Genomic DNA, 16,487 nt, shown 5'->3' on the forward strand with positions numbered 1-16,487 from the left:
ATGAAAATGAGGTGTCGGTATGGAGAATAACGCCAGAATTTATGTTGCAGGACACAGGGGATTGGTTGGTTCAGCAATTCTAAGAGCTTTAGAAAAGAAAGGTTATCGAAATCTCATTTATCGTTCAAGTTCAGAATTGGATTTAAGAGAACGAGACCAAGTTCAGAGCTTCTTCGAAGAGCAAGAAATAGATTATGTTTTTCTGGCTGCGGCTAAAGTAGGCGGCATTGCCGCAAATAATGATTTTCCAGCGGATTTCATTCGGGATAATTTGCTAATTCAAACGAATGTGATCGATTCCGCTTATCGTACCGGCGTGAAGAATCTAATGTTCCTGGGTTCAACATGTATTTATCCTAAATTCGCACCGCAGCCTCTGAAGGAAGAATATCTACTGACGGGGGATCTTGAGCCTACGAATAAACCATATGCCATCGCGAAAATTGCAGGAATCAATATGTGTCAATCGTATAACCGTCAATATGGAACGAAATTCATTTCAGTCATGCCAACGAATATGTATGGACCGAATGATAACTTCGATCTGAAAACTTCACATGTGTTACCTGCACTCATCCGTAAATTTCATGAGGCCAAAGAAGCCAATGCGCAATCGGTTGAAGTATGGGGAACGGGCCAGCCAAAACGTGAATTTTTGCATTCTGACGATCTGGCAGAAGCGTGCTTATTCCTAATGGAGCATTACGAAGATAGCGAGATTATTAACGTGGGTGTCGGTGAAGATATTGCGATTAGGGATTTGGCTGAATTAATCAAGAGCATAGTAGGTTATCAAGGCGAAATTAGTTTTAATTCCTCCATACCGGATGGGACACCAAGGAAATTGGTTGATGTTTCTAAGATCAACGCCCTTGGTTGGCAAGCCAGAATTTCCTTGGAAGAAGGACTTAAATCAGCATATGTGGCCTTCCAAAAGGAATATTTGATAAATAAATAATAAGAGAATTTATGGGGGAAAACAAATGAAAAAGCGTGCATTAATTACAGGTGTTACCGGACAAGATGGATCTTACTTGGCAGAATTCTTGCTTGACAAGGACTATGAGATTTATGGCCTGAGAAGAAGGACCAGTACAGCGAACTATGAGAATGTTGAACATATTAAAGATAAAATCAAGTGGATCTCTGGTGATTTAACAGACCTAGCTTCTCTGATTGAGGCTGTTAGACTCTCTGATCCTGATGAGGTTTATAATTTGGCTGCTCAATCATACGTAGCTGCTTCATGGCCGCAGCCTTTACTAACAGGACAAATCACCGCGTTATCCGTTACGAATATGCTTGAAGCTGTAAGAATTATTAAACCCGAAGCGAGATTTTACCAGGCTTCTAGCAGTGAAATGTTCGGCAAAGTAGTAGAAACGCCACAGAAAGAAACAACACCATTTTATCCGCGCAGTCCTTACGGTGTTGCTAAGGTTTATGGTCACTGGATCACGGTCAATTATCGTGAAAGCTTTAATATGTTTGCATGTTCCGGCATTTTGTTTAATCATGAATCTCCTAGACGCGGAGTGGAGTTTGTAACCCGTAAAGTAACTGATGCGGTAGCTAGAATCAAGTTAGGTCTTCAAAATGAACTCCGTATTGGTAATACTGATTCACTTCGGGATTGGGGTTTTGCAGGTGACTATGTAAAAGCAATGTGGCTTATGTTACAGCAAGAAGAAGCGGATGATTATGTGATTTCGACTGGAGAGATGCACACAGTTAGGGAGTTACTTGAAGTGGCCTTCACTCATGTGGGATTAAATTACAAGGAGTATGTAATTATAGATCCGCAGTTTACACGCCCAGCTGAAGTGGATCTTTTACTTGGTGACTGTACGAAAGCGAGAGAACAACTCGGTTGGAAGTTGGAAGTTGGTTTCGAAGAGTTGATTAAAATGATGGTTGATGAAGACATGAAGAAAGTTAGTAGAATAATTCAATTTAGTAATGTGAAAATTCCTGTTTGACTAGCTGAATTAAATAAAAAAGCACTGTGTAAAGTAAAGCAGCACTTTTTTTATTTTTAACTCAAATAACTTTTACTTATTCATAGGAACGGAGTTCGGATATGAAAGTCCCTGAACCAAATGTGAAGAAAAAATTACTAATATATGCCCACTATTATCATCCAGATGTCGCATCCACAGGTCAGATATTAAAAGAACTGGCTGAAAAAATGCTTGATTCTTTCGATATAACCGTAATTTGTGTTGTTCCTTCCTATACTGGAGAGGTTACTGCCGAGTATAAGACAAAGATGTTTTATAAGGAAGAATTCAACGGTGTTAAAATTATCCGAATTCGTGTTCCGGAATTCTCCAAGAAAAATAAATTAAGCCGAATTAAAAATATTCTAGCATACTTCTTAGGAGCTATGATTGCCACATTTAAGGTCGGAAAAATGGATTATGTGTATTCCATTTCTCAACCTCCTATTCTTGGTGGCCTGCTTGGTGTATGGGGGAAATGGATGAAGTACGCCAAATACATCTACAATATTCAGGATTTTAATCCGGAGCAGACCATGGCTGTTGGATATAGCAAGAATAAGCTGATTCTGAACGCTATGATGTGGTTCGACAAATTTAGCTGTAAACGTGCTGACAAGGTAATTGTTGTTGGTCGTGATATGGTTGAAACCATGAAAGACAGATTTAAAGGTAAAAAGGTACCGAATCATGTGTTCATCAATAACTGGATTGATGAGAAGGAAATCTATCCTCTGCCGACAGATAATGAAAAAGTAGTAGCTTTCAAAAAGAAATACAAATTAGAAAATAAGTTTATCATAATGTATTCCGGTAACATAGGTCTCTACTATGATCTTGAGAACTTGATACACGTAATTAAGAAGTTTAATGATAGGAACGATATGGCTTTTGCATTTGTTGGCGAGGGCACTATTTTAGATAAACTGGTTCTCTATAAGGACGAATACAATCTCAAAAATGTAACTTTTATTCCTTATCAGAATAAATCAGATCTGGTCTACAGCCTGAATGCCGGTGATGTTCATTGGTGTATTAATGCTAAAGGCATCAAGGGAGTATCCGTTCCAAGTAAGCTTTATGGAATTATGGCAGCAGGAAAACCAATACTTGGTGTATTAGAGGAAGGCTCCGAAGCACGCTTGATTATTGAAGAAACAAAGTGTGGTTATGTAACTGAACCGGGTAATTATGATGAGGTTGAAGCCAATATTGAAAGGTTTCTGAAAGAGAAAGAAACCTGCATTCGTACTGAAATGTGTGAGCGTGCAAGAGCCTATTTGGTTAATAATCTAACGAAAGATGTATCAATAAAGAAGTATATTGAAGAGATTAGTATCTTAATAAGATGAGGTTTCAAATATGAATAGCAACTGGTATAAGTTAATATTGAAAGCAACGAAAGTTAAATATGGGAAGAACTTATTGTTAAAAGGTGCACCAGTTATCTTCAATAAATTTGGGGCAGAACTCACTATCGGCGAAAATGTGACGATTAATTCATCGTTCTTATCTAATCTAGTAGGATTGTATCAGCGGACTATTATTGTGACGAGAACACCAGAGGCTAAAATTATTATTGGTAATGAAGTTGGCATTTCTGGTGCCACGATTTATGCACGTAAGAGCATCATAATCGGTGATAATACAATGATTGGCGGAAATACGAAAATTATTGACAATGATTTTCACCCGGTTGACCCAGAAGTGCGGAGGAAAACACCAAATAATCATATGGGAATCCGACCAATTGAAATCGGAGAGAACGTGTTCATCGGTTGCAACTGTTTGATTCTGAAAGGTGCGAAGATTGGCGACAATACTGTTATTGGTGCCGGTAGCGTAGTTAGCGGTGAGATTCCGGCCAATTGTATAGCTGCTGGGAATCCGGTGAGAGTGGTACGATATCTAGATACTAATGAAGCAAAGGTATGATTCAATGAAAAAGAAAATGATATGTTTTATTGCTCAGTTTCCACCTCCAATTCATGGATTGACGAAGGCAGTGGAAACTCTTTATAATTCAAATCTCTCGGACGATTATGATTTTGGAAAAGTAGATATTGCGAATAATAAAAGGTTTCTGAAGAATCTCGTTCTAATTTGGAATAGCAAAGCAGATTTGTTTTACTTTACCATCAGCCAGACAAAAGGTGGAAATATACGTGATTTGATTATCTTAAAGATTTTAAGTCTTAAGAAGAAGAAATGTATTATACATCTACATGGTGGTTATTACCGAAAACTGGTAGATGATGATGTGGGTAAAATACAGTCAAAGTTAAACTATAAGGCAATAAGTTTCCTTGAAGGTGTAATTGTTCTAAGCGAATCATTAAAGTCTATTTTCACCGGAATAATAGCTCATGATAAGATTTTTGTGGTTCCGAATTGTGTAGATGATCAATATTTGATGGCTGATACAGAGTTTGAAAATAAAGTAAATGCACTGGATAAAAAGCAGATTCTGCACGTCTTATATCTTAGTAATTTTATTAAGACAAAAGGCTACCCAGAAGTTCTAAAAATGGCAAAGATCGAAAAAGAAAGAATTGAATCTGGTGAAAAGAAGAGATTTCATTTCAATTTTGCGGGAAGGTTTTTTGAGGACTCAGAGAAAGAGTTCTTTTTTAATTATATAAAGGAAAATAATTTGGATAATTTTATAACTTATCATGGTGAAGTAGGTGGGAAACAGAAAAAAGATTTGTTGAAAAATTGCGATATTTTTACATTAATCACTCGCTATCCGAACGAAGGCCAACCAATTTCAATTCTGGAAGCTATGGGCAATGGGATGGTAATTATGACCACAGACCATGCGGGGATTCCTGATATTGTTAAAGATGGTGTAAATGGAATTGTCGTAACTACAGCTCAACAGCAAAATTTAGTAGCATTATACAACAGATTGTACTGTGATAAGAAGACGATGATTAATAATAGAAATATCATTTTAAAAAACTATATGCAATCGATATATCTTGGAAAACTACAGAAGATATTCAATAAAATCTGAAGTAAATAATTAATGTGAAATATATGTTTGAAGTTTCTAAGAGTGTCAGATAGGAGTGTGAATCTTAATAGTGAAAAAATTTCTGTATATTGCGCCAGTACTAATAGATGATAATAAACCAGATGGGGTTGCCAAAAAAGTATTAAGCCAAGTAAGTGTTTTTGAAAAAAAATATAAATGTACTTTAATGTCATATAGTAATAATGGTTTAAGAAAATATAATTCAACGGGCATAAATTATATAAATTATTCTAGTAATATCCACCGAAGATTTAATCTATACAATGCTGTATCTGAATTAGTTAAAAATGAATTTTTTGATTATGTTTATATTAGGTATCCGAAAAGCGAGTTTAAATTCATTGAATTATTAAAGTATTTAAAAAATAAAGGCACGAAAATTGTTGTTGAAATCCCTACCTTTCCGTATTATGGTGAAATAGGTAATAGTTTTGTGTCTTGTGGAATTGCGGCTGCAGATTATCTGTTTCGGACACAGCTTAAGAAATATGTTGATAGAATTATTACTTTTTCGGATGATAAGAAAATTTTTGGAATTAAAACAATTAATACAATTAATGGGATAATATTTGATAATGTTGAATGTAAAAAAGAAAACAATGTCAATGTTTCAGATACCATTATTATGGTTGGTGCAGCCGCTATTAGATCAGTTCAGGGTTGGGATAGAATTATTAAAGGAATGAATTATTACTATAGAAATGGTGGTACACAAAAAATTTTGTTTAATATCGTTGGAGAAGGACCACATCTAAATCAGTATCGCGAATTGGTTACTAAGTATGGATTAGAAGATCGAGTCGTTTTTCATGGATTTCAATCTGGTATAGCACTCGATGCATTATATAATAGTGCTGATATAGGGGTTAATTCAATAGCTATTCATCGGGATAAATTGAAAGTAGAAAGCACATTGAAGACAAAAGAATATGTGGCAAAAGGCCTCCCAATCATTTCTTCATATCCTATAGATGCCTTTAGTCAAGAAGAAAATAGAAAGTATGTTCTTCAGGTAACACCAGATGAAACTCCAGTGCAAATTAAATCGATTATTGAGTTTTATCACCGTCTCCACGGCACCAGTGCCAAGAAAAATACGTTCTTAGCTCAAAATATTAGAGAAGCCGCAAGAAAAAAATGTGACATGAAGAAAACACTCGAAAAAGTCTTTGAATACTTTGATATAATAGGAGAAGTCAATGATAGAAAAGTTAAAAGCTAATGACATTAAAGCAAAAAGTGTAAAAGCAATTGTCTATGTAGATATGTTCTATCCTTATGATTATAAAGGTGAAACTTTCTTGGCCACAGAAATTAATTACATTAAAAAGCTGGAACAGGAACACACAAGTAAATATATCTTTCCAATTTGGGCGAATAGAATAAAAGAGAAGATTGTGGATTTAGTTGGATTTGAAGTAATTGACAGTATACCAGATTATTCGAAATCAAGGAAGATTTTATGGTGTTTATTGTCATTACTAGACATCGGATTGTATAAAGAAATGGTGTTGTTAATGAAGAGTAAACGCCTAAATTTTAAAAATATTATTAAACTTATTGGCTTTGTAGGGCAAGGAAATTATTTATCATCAAAACTAGAAGAATATATTATTAAAACACTTCCATCGGGTGCGAAAATTACTCTTTATTCTTATTGGTTACATTTACAGGCTTATGTTGCTGTTAAAGTATCTAAAAAGTTATCTAATAGTTTTCAAATAAAGTCGATATCGAGATGCCATAGATTTGATGTATATGAATATGCAGCCGATGGTTATATACCTTTTAGAAATTATATTTTAAATGGACTGGATGTAATTTATCCAATATCTCAAGATGGAGCTGATTATATAATAACAAATTACGGTGTAGATAAATCAAAACTTAAAATTAGTCGGCTTGGTACAGAAGATATGGGATTAAGGATATCACCGAAAGGAAAATGTTTAAAAATATTATCCTGTTCTTGGATGAGGGCAGTTAAAAGAAATGGATTGATATTGGAGGCATTAAAAGAACTCACTTTTGACGTGGAGTGGACTCATATAGGAGATGGAGATGAGTTTGAAAAAATCCAAAACGAAGTCAACAAGTTTAAGAATAGTAACATAAGATGTAATCTCCTAGGTAACATGAATAATGATCAAGTTATAGAATATTATAGAACGCATGATTTTAATGTTTTTGTAAATGTAAGTCGTAGTGAGGGCGTTCCAGTATCAATAATGGAGGCAATGTCCTTCGGGAAAGTAATTATTGCTACCGATGTTGGGGGAACAAAAGAAATTGTTATATCCGGGCGAAATGGGTTCTTGTTGCCAGGAGAATTGGATCCTAAAGAACTCGCAGAGAAATTCAGAACCGTTTATGAGATGAATGAACGAAAGTACAAAGAAATGTGCCGAGAATCTAGAGATATTTGGGAAGAACTATGTAATGTAGAAACTAACTATAGGCCATTTAATATTGAATTGTTAAATTGAAACTAAAAATAGAAATAAAGGCCATTCCTGCCTTTTATTGTTTAATGGAGGAATTATGTGTTTATTTTATTCTCTTGGATATCGTTAGCTACATCTATTATTTTATGGGCGGTTTCAGCTGCATTTACTGATAATTTGTTTTTGTTTTTTGCATTCCATATTATGTGGATATCGAATTTATTATATGCACTATCGTCAGTTCGGAAAAGATTTATTTTTGGAGTATTTAATCTTACCTTTTTTATCTTTGTCATGGGTAGAATGACAATGAGTTATATTTTTTACGGAAATTTTGGTCTTGAATACAGTAGTGACGTAATAAATAATGTGTTTTCAATTATTATGGTTGCTTTGGTTTCGTTAAGAGCGTTTTATGCCGTTTTCAAAAATAGGTATATAGTTATTGAAAAACAGAGAACAAGTGCTATTACTAATAATATACGTATTAATGGAGAATTGTTGCGTAAAGCATGCATCTATTTGTACTGGATAACACTTGCTTTTTCTATTGTGAATGTTATGGAAAAAGTGTTGTTTGTTCAGACAACAAGTTATGCAGATTATTATACAAGTTTTAGTACTTCATTACCAAGTATATTTGCAAAACTTGATTCAATGAACGAGATATTCTTCTTTATATATCTTGCTACTAACCCGAGGAAAAAAGAAATGCTTATTGCAAGCATTTCATTTTTGGCATTAGGTGCGTTGAGTTTAGGATATGGGCAGAGAAATCCGATTGCGTTAAGGTTCTGTATTTTATTACTAACCTATATCCCACTGAGAGAGCTCTTTCGTAAAAAGGATGAAGAAAAGTGGATAACAAAAAAATACAAGTTTGGGCTTACATTAGCGCTCCCAGCTGCAATAGTATTTTTCTCGTTTTGGGGCTCATTTAGGTTAGCAACAGATCAAAGTTTTAAAATAGCTGATGCTTTTATAAACTTTTTTGATAGCCAAGGCAATAGTGCTCGTATCCTAGCAGAAACCATAGTAAATTGGAGTATCTTTCCTACTAATCGTGTATATACAGTAGGGCCTTTAGTTGATTTTTTAACGAACAATTTTATTTATAAATTAATATTCAACTCTAGCTCATATTATAGTGGGTTTACAGTTGAAGGAGCTCTGAATGGTTGGAACTTTGGAAATGCGATTTCTTATTTTTATGATCCATTCAGATATCTACAGGGTGTAGGTCTTGGGAGTACTTATTTAGCAGAAACATATAAAGATTTTGGATATATTGGAGTCGTCATCATTTCTGGTGTATATGTATGGATAATGTGTTATGCAACCAAGAATTATGGCAAGAATTTTTTCGTTTCTGGTGTAGTTTTAATTTTTCTATACAAAATAATATATGCACCTAGAGACTTAGCGCTATCTTTCTTAGGGAAGATTTTCTCGTTTACTTTTATATTGGCAATAGCTTTAATTTTTATTATTTATAAATTTTTACATTTGAGTAAAATTAGAAAAGAAAGTATAACTGGAGATGATAGGGAGAAGGGAATAAATGAATCTAATTAAAATGTTTTTGTCACTGCTCAAAAGCACATATTTCAATTTCAAAGTCTTTTCTTTTAGAACTGCGATAAAACTACCAGTCATAGTTTCATATAATACCAAATTGTATAACTTACATGCTGGTACAATTGCGTTTGAATGTCATCCATCCTTTGGAATGATTAAATACGGGTGGTCGGAAGGATCTAAGGGGTTATCAGGTGAAAAGGAACGATCTAAGTGGAGCGTAGATGAAAAAAGTAGAGTTATATTTAAAGGACGAGCAGATTTTTCAAACGGAATTTCTATTCGCTGTGATAATGGTGGTACTATAGTTTTTGGGAATAATTTCGTATGTAATTCTAATTGCTTTTTTGCAAGTAATAACTGCATAGAATTTGGTAATAATGTACTGATTGGTTGGCATACGAACATAAGGGATGTAGATGGTCATTCTATCTTTGAAATGAATGACCAAGAGGTAAATGTAACAAACCAACCTCGAGAAGTGATTATTGGAAATAACGTTTGGATTGCAGCTTATGTTGATATTCTAAAAGGTGTTTATATCCCAGATGAATGCGTTGTTGCTTATCGAGCTTGCGTAACAGGAAAATTTAGTGAAGAACATTGTATAATCGGTGGTTTTCCAGCTAAGGTAATTAAAAGAAATATTAAATGGGGAAGGTAATGGTTTCATGATTGCAGGCCACTTAAGAAGCAAGTGAAATTATTTATTAAAAAGACCTTAAGATCTTTATATCCAAATATGTAAAAAGGTGGATTGTTAATCAATGACTTAATGGTGGGATAAATCAGGTGAAAATTGAATTTGAAGATTTTCAGAAATAAAATCAAAAAAGACTTATGCAATGGATTAGACTAGAAAGTGAGAGTAAATTGGTGAAAATGGATAGAAAGTTAAACTCAACTAGAAGTCTTTTTTTTGGATTAATTAATAAACTAGTTTCATTGCTATTACCATTCGTCCTACGAACAATTATGATATACTCTCTAGGTGTTGAATATTTAGGTCTAAATAGCTTGTTTAGTTCAATTTTGCAAACATTAAGCCTCGCTGAATTGGGATTTGGAACCGCAATGGTTTATAGTATGTACAAACCCATAGCTGAAGGTGATAATGCAAAAATAAGTGCTTTGTTGAACCTTTACAAAAAAATTTATAGATTTATTGGTTGTATTATTTTAGCGGTTGGATTGTGTTTATCACCGTTCCTTGAGCATTTAATTAACGGATCATATCCGAATGATATAAATTTATACTTATTATATTTTATATATTTGGGGAATACAGTTATAAGTTATTTCCTTTATGCGTACAAGCAATCTCTCTTAGTAGCGTATCAACGAAATGATATTTTAAGTAATATCAGTACTGTAATCAATTTTGCTTTATACGTCTTACAAGTAGCGGTTTTGTTTCTGTTTAAAAATTATTATTTATACATTATAATCTTACCGATTTCAACGATAATAAATAATATTATAGTTTCAAGAATTGTGGATAAGAAATACCCTGAATATGTTTGTAACGGAAGCGTTACATCTGAAGATTTAAAAGAAATAAAAAAACGAGTAGGTGCTTTAATTGGACACCGATTATCTGGAACTGTTGTTAGAAGCGCGGATAATTTAGTGATTTCTGCGTGGCTAGGATTAACAATTCTTGCTATGTTCAATAACTACTTCATCATTATAACTGCTATTATAGGAATCTTATCGATAATAAACACTGCAATTACACCAGTAATTGGAAATAGTATTATAGTTGAAGAAGTAGGGAAAAATTACCGCGATTTTAATAAGGTCTTTCTTCTATATGCATGGCTTGTAGGGTGGAGTACTATAGCCCTTGTTGTTTTATTTCAGCCATTTATGATTCTTTGGATGGGTAAAAATATGCTATTTTCATTTTCGACAGTTATACTATTGGGAGTATACTTGTATTTCTATTTAATTAGGCAAACTGTTCTAATATATAAAGATGCAGCAGGAATGTGGTGGAGCGATAGGTATAAACCATATGCAGAAGCAATAACAAATCTAATTTTAACTTTAACGCTGGTGAATTTTATCGGTGTAAATGGTGTCCTAATTTCAACTATTATTAGCGTGGTTTTGATCGCAATTCCATGGGAAACATATGCTTTGTTTAAAAATTATTTCAAACTCCAACCAATAAAATATTATATAAAATTTGCTACTTATATATTAATAACATTGATCTCAGGGATTGTAACTTATGAAATTTGCTCTTATATTCCTGATGGAAAATTTGGCTATCTCATAGTCAAAATATTAATATGTTCAATAGTACCTAATATTTTATTTTTATTAGCCGTGTGCAGAACGCAGGAATTTAAGGGATTGATATCTATAGCAATAGGCATTGTTAAGAATAAATATATTGGATACTCAAAATATAATAAGAAAATATAGAATATAAATAAAAGAACTATGATTAAAAGAGAAGAAATAACTTGGTGAAATATTAAATTCGGGAATCATATCAATTAATCCCGTTGTTTTGTTAAAATAGTTTGAAAGATAATAGTTTTTTATTGGAAGACGGCAGAATGAAAAATATAATAACCAATCAATAATAACCTTTTCAATATCATATTAATATAGCAATTCAAGAACTAATTTAATCGGTTTTTTTGTAACATGTTCATAATGTATCAAGTTACATTAATATAAGAATCTAAATATATTGAAGGTGGGACAAAATGAAAATTGCAGTAGCTGGAACTGGATATGTTGGCTTAGTTGCAGGTGTATGTTTTGCAGAAGTTGGGCATCAAGTGATATGTGTTGATATTGATGAAAATAAAGTAAACTTAATGAAATCTGGATTTTCTCCAATCTATGAAGCGGGTTTAGAAGAGTTAATGCAGAAGAAATTATGTAGCTGAGAGAATAAATTATACTACCGATTATAAACGAATAAACTGCTCTACCTTATCATTGGAACCTATCGGTACTGTTGATTTCACTACAACTAAGCAGTCCTTCTCTACAGATTCAGCAATCTGCCTTGCTACAGTTGCAATATAGGAAAGATTGGCTGAACCATCTGACTGCTCTGGAGTTCCTACTCCGATAAAGATTGCGTCTGCACCCCTGTATGCCGATTATTTTTTAATCAATGATGTGAATGTGGAAGTAGCATCGAATCCGGAGTTCTTGGCACAAGGCTCTGCAGTACATGATACGCTCCATGCAGAAAGAATTATTATAGGGACTGAAAGTAATAGGCTCAAGAGATGCTTATGCAGATCTATGAGCCTTTTCATTTGCCTATAGTTTCAGTAAATAGAAGATCAGCAGAAATGATTAAGTATGCATCCAACGATTTCCTCGCTCTTAAAATATCGTATATGAATGATATTGCAAATCTTTGTGAATTGGTGGGTGCTGACGTCCATATAAGCTAATCCCAATCTATTTTTTAATGAAAAAACCCGTGTATGCTGAGCTTCAGGATTATTAAGAGGTCATATAAAGATAAATTAATTAAGATTTAGCAGAAGACAAGTGGAGGTGTTGGATATGAAACTCATCCTGTTATCCGGCGGATCAGGAAAGCGGCTGTGGCCTTTGTCCAATGACGCAAGATCGAAGCAATTTCTAAAGGTGCTTGAGAACGACAACAACGAGCTTGTCTCTATGGTACAGCGGGTATGGAGTCAACTGGATAAGAGCGGATTGAGTGAGTCCAGCTACATTGCAACGAGCAAATCGCAAATCGAAATCATGCAGAGCCAGGTTGGTCCGGACGTTCCGCTAATCGTTGAACCTGAACGGCGGGATACCTTTCCAGCTATTGCACTCGCTGCTGCGTATCTCTACTCGATAAAGGGTGTTGGGTTGAACGAAGTCATCTCCATTCTCCCGGTTGATCCTTATGTGGAAAACCATTTCTTCGAAACTGTTAAAGAGTTAGAACATGTGCTGGAGCAGTCGAATGCGGATATGGCCTTGATTGGCGTTAATCCGACTTATCCTTCCTCTAAGTACGGCTATATCATTCCGACGGAAGAACAAACAGAAACGATGAACTTTCGTCGTGTCAGCCATTTCCGTGAAAAGCCTTCGGAGGAGCAAGCGGTTGAACTAATCTCTCAACAAGCCCTATGGAATTGCGGTGTGTTCGCCTTCAAGCTCGGATATTTGGTCAACATCCTAGAACAAAAAGGCCTCCCTATTCAATATGAAGAACTTTCGAAACAGTATCATCTCCTTCCGAAGATAAGCTTCGATTATGAAATCCTTGAGAAAACCGATAAAATCGTCGTTGTTCATTATGACGGTTATTGGAAAGACCTCGGTACCTGGAATACGCTGACGGAAGAAATGAGTAACTCGCAAATCGGTAAGGGGACCATAAGCGAAGATTGTATAAATACACATTTGATCAATGAAATCGATATTCCGGTTACTGTACTTGGTCTATCGGATGTGGTAGTGGCTGTCAGTCCCGATGGTATTTTGGTGACGGACAAAAGCGCCAGCCCAAGAATAAAGGACTTTATTAATTACGATCAGGGACCGATGTTTGAAGAAAGAAATTGGGGCTGGCTCAGAGTCCTTGATGACCAAGTTTATGAGGATGGGCGCACTGTAGCAACCAAACGAGTAGGAGTCAAAGAAGGAAAGAACCTTGGTTACCGAATGCACCTGTATCGGGAAGAAGTCTGGACAATCATTAAGGGTGAAGGCGAATTTATCCAGAATGGAAACTATATGAAGGTAAAAGCCGGTAATATCCTCCATATCCCAATGAAGACGTTGCATAGTATAAAAGCAGTTAGTGAACTGGAAATGATTGTGGTTCAGAGCGGTCTTCAACGAGAAGAGAATCAAATCGTTGAGATATTCAGCACATGGGATGAAGTTACTCAAAATTGTATGAACGTATAAGAAAGGCCTTGATTCGACTTGAGACGGTTACATTCTGCAAACAGGATCGATCCAGCCCGATCTTAGGCAGTTAAGGGAAGCGTATCTCAGCTATATGGAGAACTTGCCGAGCCATGTTAAACGGGAAAAACATTTTCTTCTTCAAGAGAAAGTGGATTTAGTTATTTCGGATATATCACCGGTGCCATTTGCTGCTGCGAATCAGGCTAATATTACTTCGGTAGGTATTTCAAACTTTACATGGTTTACAGCTTACACCCAGATGCTGGATGAGAAGAAGCTTGAACCTCTATACCGTGCATATTCTTATATGGATTATTTTGTAAGTCTGGCAGGTGGTATCACAGAGCCTCGATGGGGACGACGTGGATACTCTCAAACTGGATTTTTTTGTCGTACGCCACATGACGAAGAAGTAAATCGACTCAAAGCTCAGTTCAATCCTGAAAATGCAAAGATAATTGTTTTCTTTGCAGTAGGGATGAGCATTTACGTCGATGATCTCAAACAAATGGCCATGTGGAACGATGATTCATGTCTCTTTATTGTCTCCAATAATATGAATGCCGACGGAGATAACATTATTCGAATACCCGAACATGTTACAGAGTCTCAGGATTATTTAGCGGTCTGCGATATTGTCATCACAAAGCCCGGATGGGGAACGGTGAGTGAAGCTATCTCTTTAGGAAAACCGTTACTGCTCTTAGAAAGATCTTCATTCCTTGAGGATCGCAATACGGTAGAGGCATTAACCGAGCTTCATCCATATCGACTCATGGAATGGCAAGAGTTAAAGCATCTCCAAATAACGAGAGGGCTCATAACTTCGATTAAGAATAACAGACCTAACCGTTCACTAAAGAACAAAGGCGAACCTTTACAAGAGATCGTTAATTTTATTAGACATTTAGTGAATTGAAAAAAAACTCTAAATAAGCTTATATATCGGGAGTGATCCAAATGAAAATTGCAATCATTGGCACCGGATACGTCGGTTTGGTATCCGGTGTTTGTTATTCGGAGCTAGGAAATAACGTGTACTGTGTAGATAAAGATCTTAATAAGATTGAGATGCTGCGTAATGGTGGCGTACCGATCTATGAACCGGGCTTACAACCGCTGCTTATACATAATGCGGACCAAGGGAGATTGAAATTCACGACAGATACCGTTGAAGCTGTAGCTGAAGCGGATCTTATCATTATTGCAGTAGGAACCCCGCCGCTTCCGAACGGTGAAGCGAATATGCAGTATATTGAAGCTGCGGCTAAAGAAATCGCACAAGCAATGAATGGTTACAAGGTTATCTGTGTAAAGAGTACAGTTCCAGTAGGTACGAATGAACGTGTACGTACGATTATAGCCACTCATTATAAGGGTCAGTTCGATGTAGCTTCACTTCCGGAATTCCTGCGCGAAGGAACGGCTGTGAAGGATACGCTGCATCCCGACCGTATTATCATCGGTGCTGAGAGTGAACATGCAGCAAAGCTCTTGAAAGAGCTGCACAGCCCTCTTACGGATGAAATTGTTGTCACGGATATTCGGAGCGCAGAGATGATCAAGTATGCATCGAACGCTTTCCTAGCTACGAAGATCTCGTTCATCAATGAAATTGCAAATATATGCGAAAAAGTAGGAGCGGATGTGATCGAGGTAGCCAAAGGTATGGGGCTAGATCGACGCATCGGAGCATCTTTCTTGCGCGCCGGCATTGGCTATGGTGGGTCTTGTTTTCCTAAGGATACGAAGGCGCTTATCCAAATTGCGGGTAACGTAGAGTACGACTTCAAGCTTCTGAAGGCCGTAGTGGAAGTGAACCGTCATCAGCGCTACGGTGTTCTCGATAAATTGTTCCAAGCGCTGGACAATGTATACGGGAAGACGATTGGCATCTGGGGGCTTGCCTTTAAGCCGGAAACAGATGACGTTCGTGAAGCTCCAGCCTTAGAGATCATTGACAGGCTCATTGAATTGGGAGCCAAAGTGAAGGTGTATGACCCGATAGCAATGGAGAGCTTCCGTCGCATGTATGATAATCCGGCTATTACGTGGTGCGAGACAGCGATGGATGTCGCGCAAGGTAGCGAGGCACTTTGTTTACTGACGGAATGGAGCGAGTTCGTAACAGCTGATCTCGCACAAGTCGAAGCTGCTTTAGCCCGTCCAGTGCTTATCGATGGGCGCAACGTCTTCAGCCTAGACCAAATTGGGAATACAGGCCTTTCTTACTATCCGGTAGGCAGGCCTGTTTTTCATAATAAAAGCCAGTATTCTCATTTGCCTGTATAAATAGATTAAACCTTCCTATAATCTATGACAGGGCATTAAGCCCTTTGGTAGAAGATGGGAAGGTTTTTCGTTATGTCCAATTTCGAGGAAAAAGAGATGCATAGAGAAGATCCGCTATCGGTCTCCAGAAGCATTCTGACAGCGTTCTGATAGGAGCCCTGTTGTGGGTGCTCATATTGCTGTGGTAGTATGATCAAGCAGGCATCATTTTTA

13 protein-coding genes and 3 pseudogenes are annotated in these 16,487 nt (G+C 36.1%); 15 read left to right on the forward strand and 1 reads right to left on the reverse strand.

The window, feature by feature from the left end; all coding sequences use genetic code 11:
- Nucleotides 1-19 precede the first annotated feature (19 nt).
- From ASG81_RS08220 to ASG81_RS08270, 11 genes and pseudogenes are all read left to right on the forward strand, one after another.
- Entirely contained in the window at nucleotides 20-958 is a 939-nt protein-coding gene (locus tag ASG81_RS08220; protein WP_056631711.1) for a GDP-L-fucose synthase family protein, read from the forward strand.
- Between the two features lie 25 nt (nucleotides 959-983).
- The gene (gene gmd, locus ASG81_RS08225) at nucleotides 984-1,979 is read left to right on the forward strand and encodes a GDP-mannose 4,6-dehydratase (protein WP_056631713.1); all 996 of its coding nucleotides are present in this window, start codon (nucleotides 984-986) and stop codon (nucleotides 1,977-1,979) included.
- Nucleotides 1,980-2,080: 101 nt separating this feature from the next.
- Nucleotides 2,081-3,352, forward strand: coding sequence for a glycosyltransferase family 4 protein (locus ASG81_RS08230; protein WP_056631715.1), 1,272 nt, complete (start codon nucleotides 2,081-2,083; stop codon nucleotides 3,350-3,352).
- 10 nt (nucleotides 3,353-3,362) lie between these two features.
- A complete protein-coding gene (locus ASG81_RS08235) occupies nucleotides 3,363-3,935 on the forward strand; it encodes an acyltransferase (protein WP_056631719.1) in 573 nt (190 codons plus the stop codon).
- A 4-nt stretch (nucleotides 3,936-3,939) separates the two neighbouring features.
- Entirely contained in the window at nucleotides 3,940-5,019 is a 1,080-nt protein-coding gene (locus tag ASG81_RS08240; RefSeq protein ID WP_056631722.1) for a glycosyltransferase family 4 protein, read from the forward strand.
- A 70-nt stretch (nucleotides 5,020-5,089) separates the two neighbouring features.
- Nucleotides 5,090-6,262, forward strand: coding sequence for a glycosyltransferase (locus ASG81_RS08245; RefSeq protein ID WP_056631725.1), 1,173 nt, complete (start codon nucleotides 5,090-5,092; stop codon nucleotides 6,260-6,262).
- Nucleotides 6,240-7,526: a glycosyltransferase gene (locus tag ASG81_RS08250; protein WP_056631728.1), complete on the forward strand. Its 1,287-nt coding sequence runs from the start codon at nucleotides 6,240-6,242 to the stop codon at nucleotides 7,524-7,526. The genes ASG81_RS08245 and ASG81_RS08250 overlap by 23 nt, the downstream gene beginning before the upstream one ends.
- Nucleotides 7,527-7,583: 57 nt before the next feature.
- On the forward strand, nucleotides 7,584-9,059 hold the full coding sequence (locus ASG81_RS08255; RefSeq protein ID WP_056631729.1) for an O-antigen polysaccharide polymerase Wzy family protein: 1,476 nt from the start codon (nucleotides 7,584-7,586) through the stop codon (nucleotides 9,057-9,059).
- On the forward strand, nucleotides 9,046-9,726 hold the full coding sequence (locus ASG81_RS08260) for an acyltransferase (RefSeq protein WP_056631732.1): 681 nt from the start codon (nucleotides 9,046-9,048) through the stop codon (nucleotides 9,724-9,726). Before ASG81_RS08255 ends, ASG81_RS08260 begins: the two co-directional genes overlap by 14 nt.
- Nucleotides 9,727-9,944: 218 nt before the next feature.
- Nucleotides 9,945-11,495 (forward strand): lipopolysaccharide biosynthesis protein, encoded by a 1,551-nt coding sequence (locus tag ASG81_RS08265; protein WP_235548781.1) that lies wholly within the window; start codon nucleotides 9,945-9,947, stop codon nucleotides 11,493-11,495.
- 290 nt (nucleotides 11,496-11,785) lie between these two features.
- A pseudogene (locus ASG81_RS08270) lies at nucleotides 11,786-11,999 on the forward strand (3-hydroxyacyl-CoA dehydrogenase NAD-binding domain-containing protein); the annotation flags it as partial.
- Here the strand turns inward: ASG81_RS08270 and ASG81_RS29665 are convergent.
- Nucleotides 11,999-12,190, reverse strand: a pseudogene (locus ASG81_RS29665) (UDP-glucose 6-dehydrogenase); the annotation flags it as partial. The pseudogenes ASG81_RS08270 and ASG81_RS29665 overlap by 1 nt on opposite strands.
- 4 nt (nucleotides 12,191-12,194) lie before the next feature.
- Between ASG81_RS29665 and ASG81_RS33870 the strand changes: the two are divergent.
- The 4 genes and pseudogenes from ASG81_RS33870 to ASG81_RS08285 form a co-directional block, all read left to right on the forward strand.
- Nucleotides 12,195-12,481: pseudogene (locus ASG81_RS33870) on the forward strand (UDP-glucose 6-dehydrogenase); the annotation flags it as partial.
- A gap of 127 nt (nucleotides 12,482-12,608) precedes the next feature.
- Nucleotides 12,609-13,979, forward strand: a complete 1,371-nt coding sequence (locus ASG81_RS08275; protein ID WP_056631742.1) for a sugar phosphate nucleotidyltransferase — start codon at nucleotides 12,609-12,611, stop codon at nucleotides 13,977-13,979.
- A gap of 94 nt (nucleotides 13,980-14,073) precedes the next feature.
- On the forward strand, nucleotides 14,074-14,901 hold the full coding sequence (locus tag ASG81_RS08280) for a glycosyltransferase (RefSeq protein ID WP_056631745.1): 828 nt from the start codon (nucleotides 14,074-14,076) through the stop codon (nucleotides 14,899-14,901).
- Nucleotides 14,902-14,942: 41 nt separating this feature from the next.
- A complete protein-coding gene (locus ASG81_RS08285) occupies nucleotides 14,943-16,274 on the forward strand; it encodes a UDP-glucose dehydrogenase family protein (protein ID WP_056631748.1) in 1,332 nt (443 codons plus the stop codon).
- Nucleotides 16,275-16,487: the final 213 nt, after the last annotated feature.

The sequence above is a fragment of the Paenibacillus sp. Soil522 genome (assembly GCF_001428245.1).
Classification (GTDB): domain Bacteria; phylum Bacillota; class Bacilli; order Paenibacillales; family Paenibacillaceae; genus Pristimantibacillus.

What these genes read in the sequence shown, in the direction of transcription:
- ASG81_RS08265 (WP_235548781.1), top strand. Translation starts at nt 9,945, where the DNA reads ATGGATAGAAAGTTAAACTCAACTAGAAGTCTTTTTTTTGGATTAATT.
- ASG81_RS08235 (WP_056631719.1), top strand. Translation starts at nt 3,363, where the DNA reads ATGAATAGCAACTGGTATAAGTTAATATTGAAAGCAACGAAAGTTAAA.
- ASG81_RS08240 (WP_056631722.1), top strand. Translation starts at nt 3,940, where the DNA reads ATGAAAAAGAAAATGATATGTTTTATTGCTCAGTTTCCACCTCCAATT.
- ASG81_RS08285 (WP_056631748.1), top strand. Translation starts at nt 14,943, where the DNA reads ATGAAAATTGCAATCATTGGCACCGGATACGTCGGTTTGGTATCCGGT.
- ASG81_RS08230 (WP_056631715.1), top strand. Translation starts at nt 2,081, where the DNA reads ATGAAAGTCCCTGAACCAAATGTGAAGAAAAAATTACTAATATATGCC.
- ASG81_RS08280 (WP_056631745.1), top strand. Translation starts at nt 14,074, where the DNA reads ATGGAGAACTTGCCGAGCCATGTTAAACGGGAAAAACATTTTCTTCTT.
- ASG81_RS08250 (WP_056631728.1), top strand. Translation starts at nt 6,240, where the DNA reads ATGATAGAAAAGTTAAAAGCTAATGACATTAAAGCAAAAAGTGTAAAA.
- gmd (WP_056631713.1), top strand. Translation starts at nt 984, where the DNA reads ATGAAAAAGCGTGCATTAATTACAGGTGTTACCGGACAAGATGGATCT.
- ASG81_RS08260 (WP_056631732.1), top strand. Translation starts at nt 9,046, where the DNA reads ATGAATCTAATTAAAATGTTTTTGTCACTGCTCAAAAGCACATATTTC.
- ASG81_RS08220 (WP_056631711.1), top strand. Translation starts at nt 20, where the DNA reads ATGGAGAATAACGCCAGAATTTATGTTGCAGGACACAGGGGATTGGTT.
- ASG81_RS08275 (WP_056631742.1), top strand. Translation starts at nt 12,609, where the DNA reads ATGAAACTCATCCTGTTATCCGGCGGATCAGGAAAGCGGCTGTGGCCT.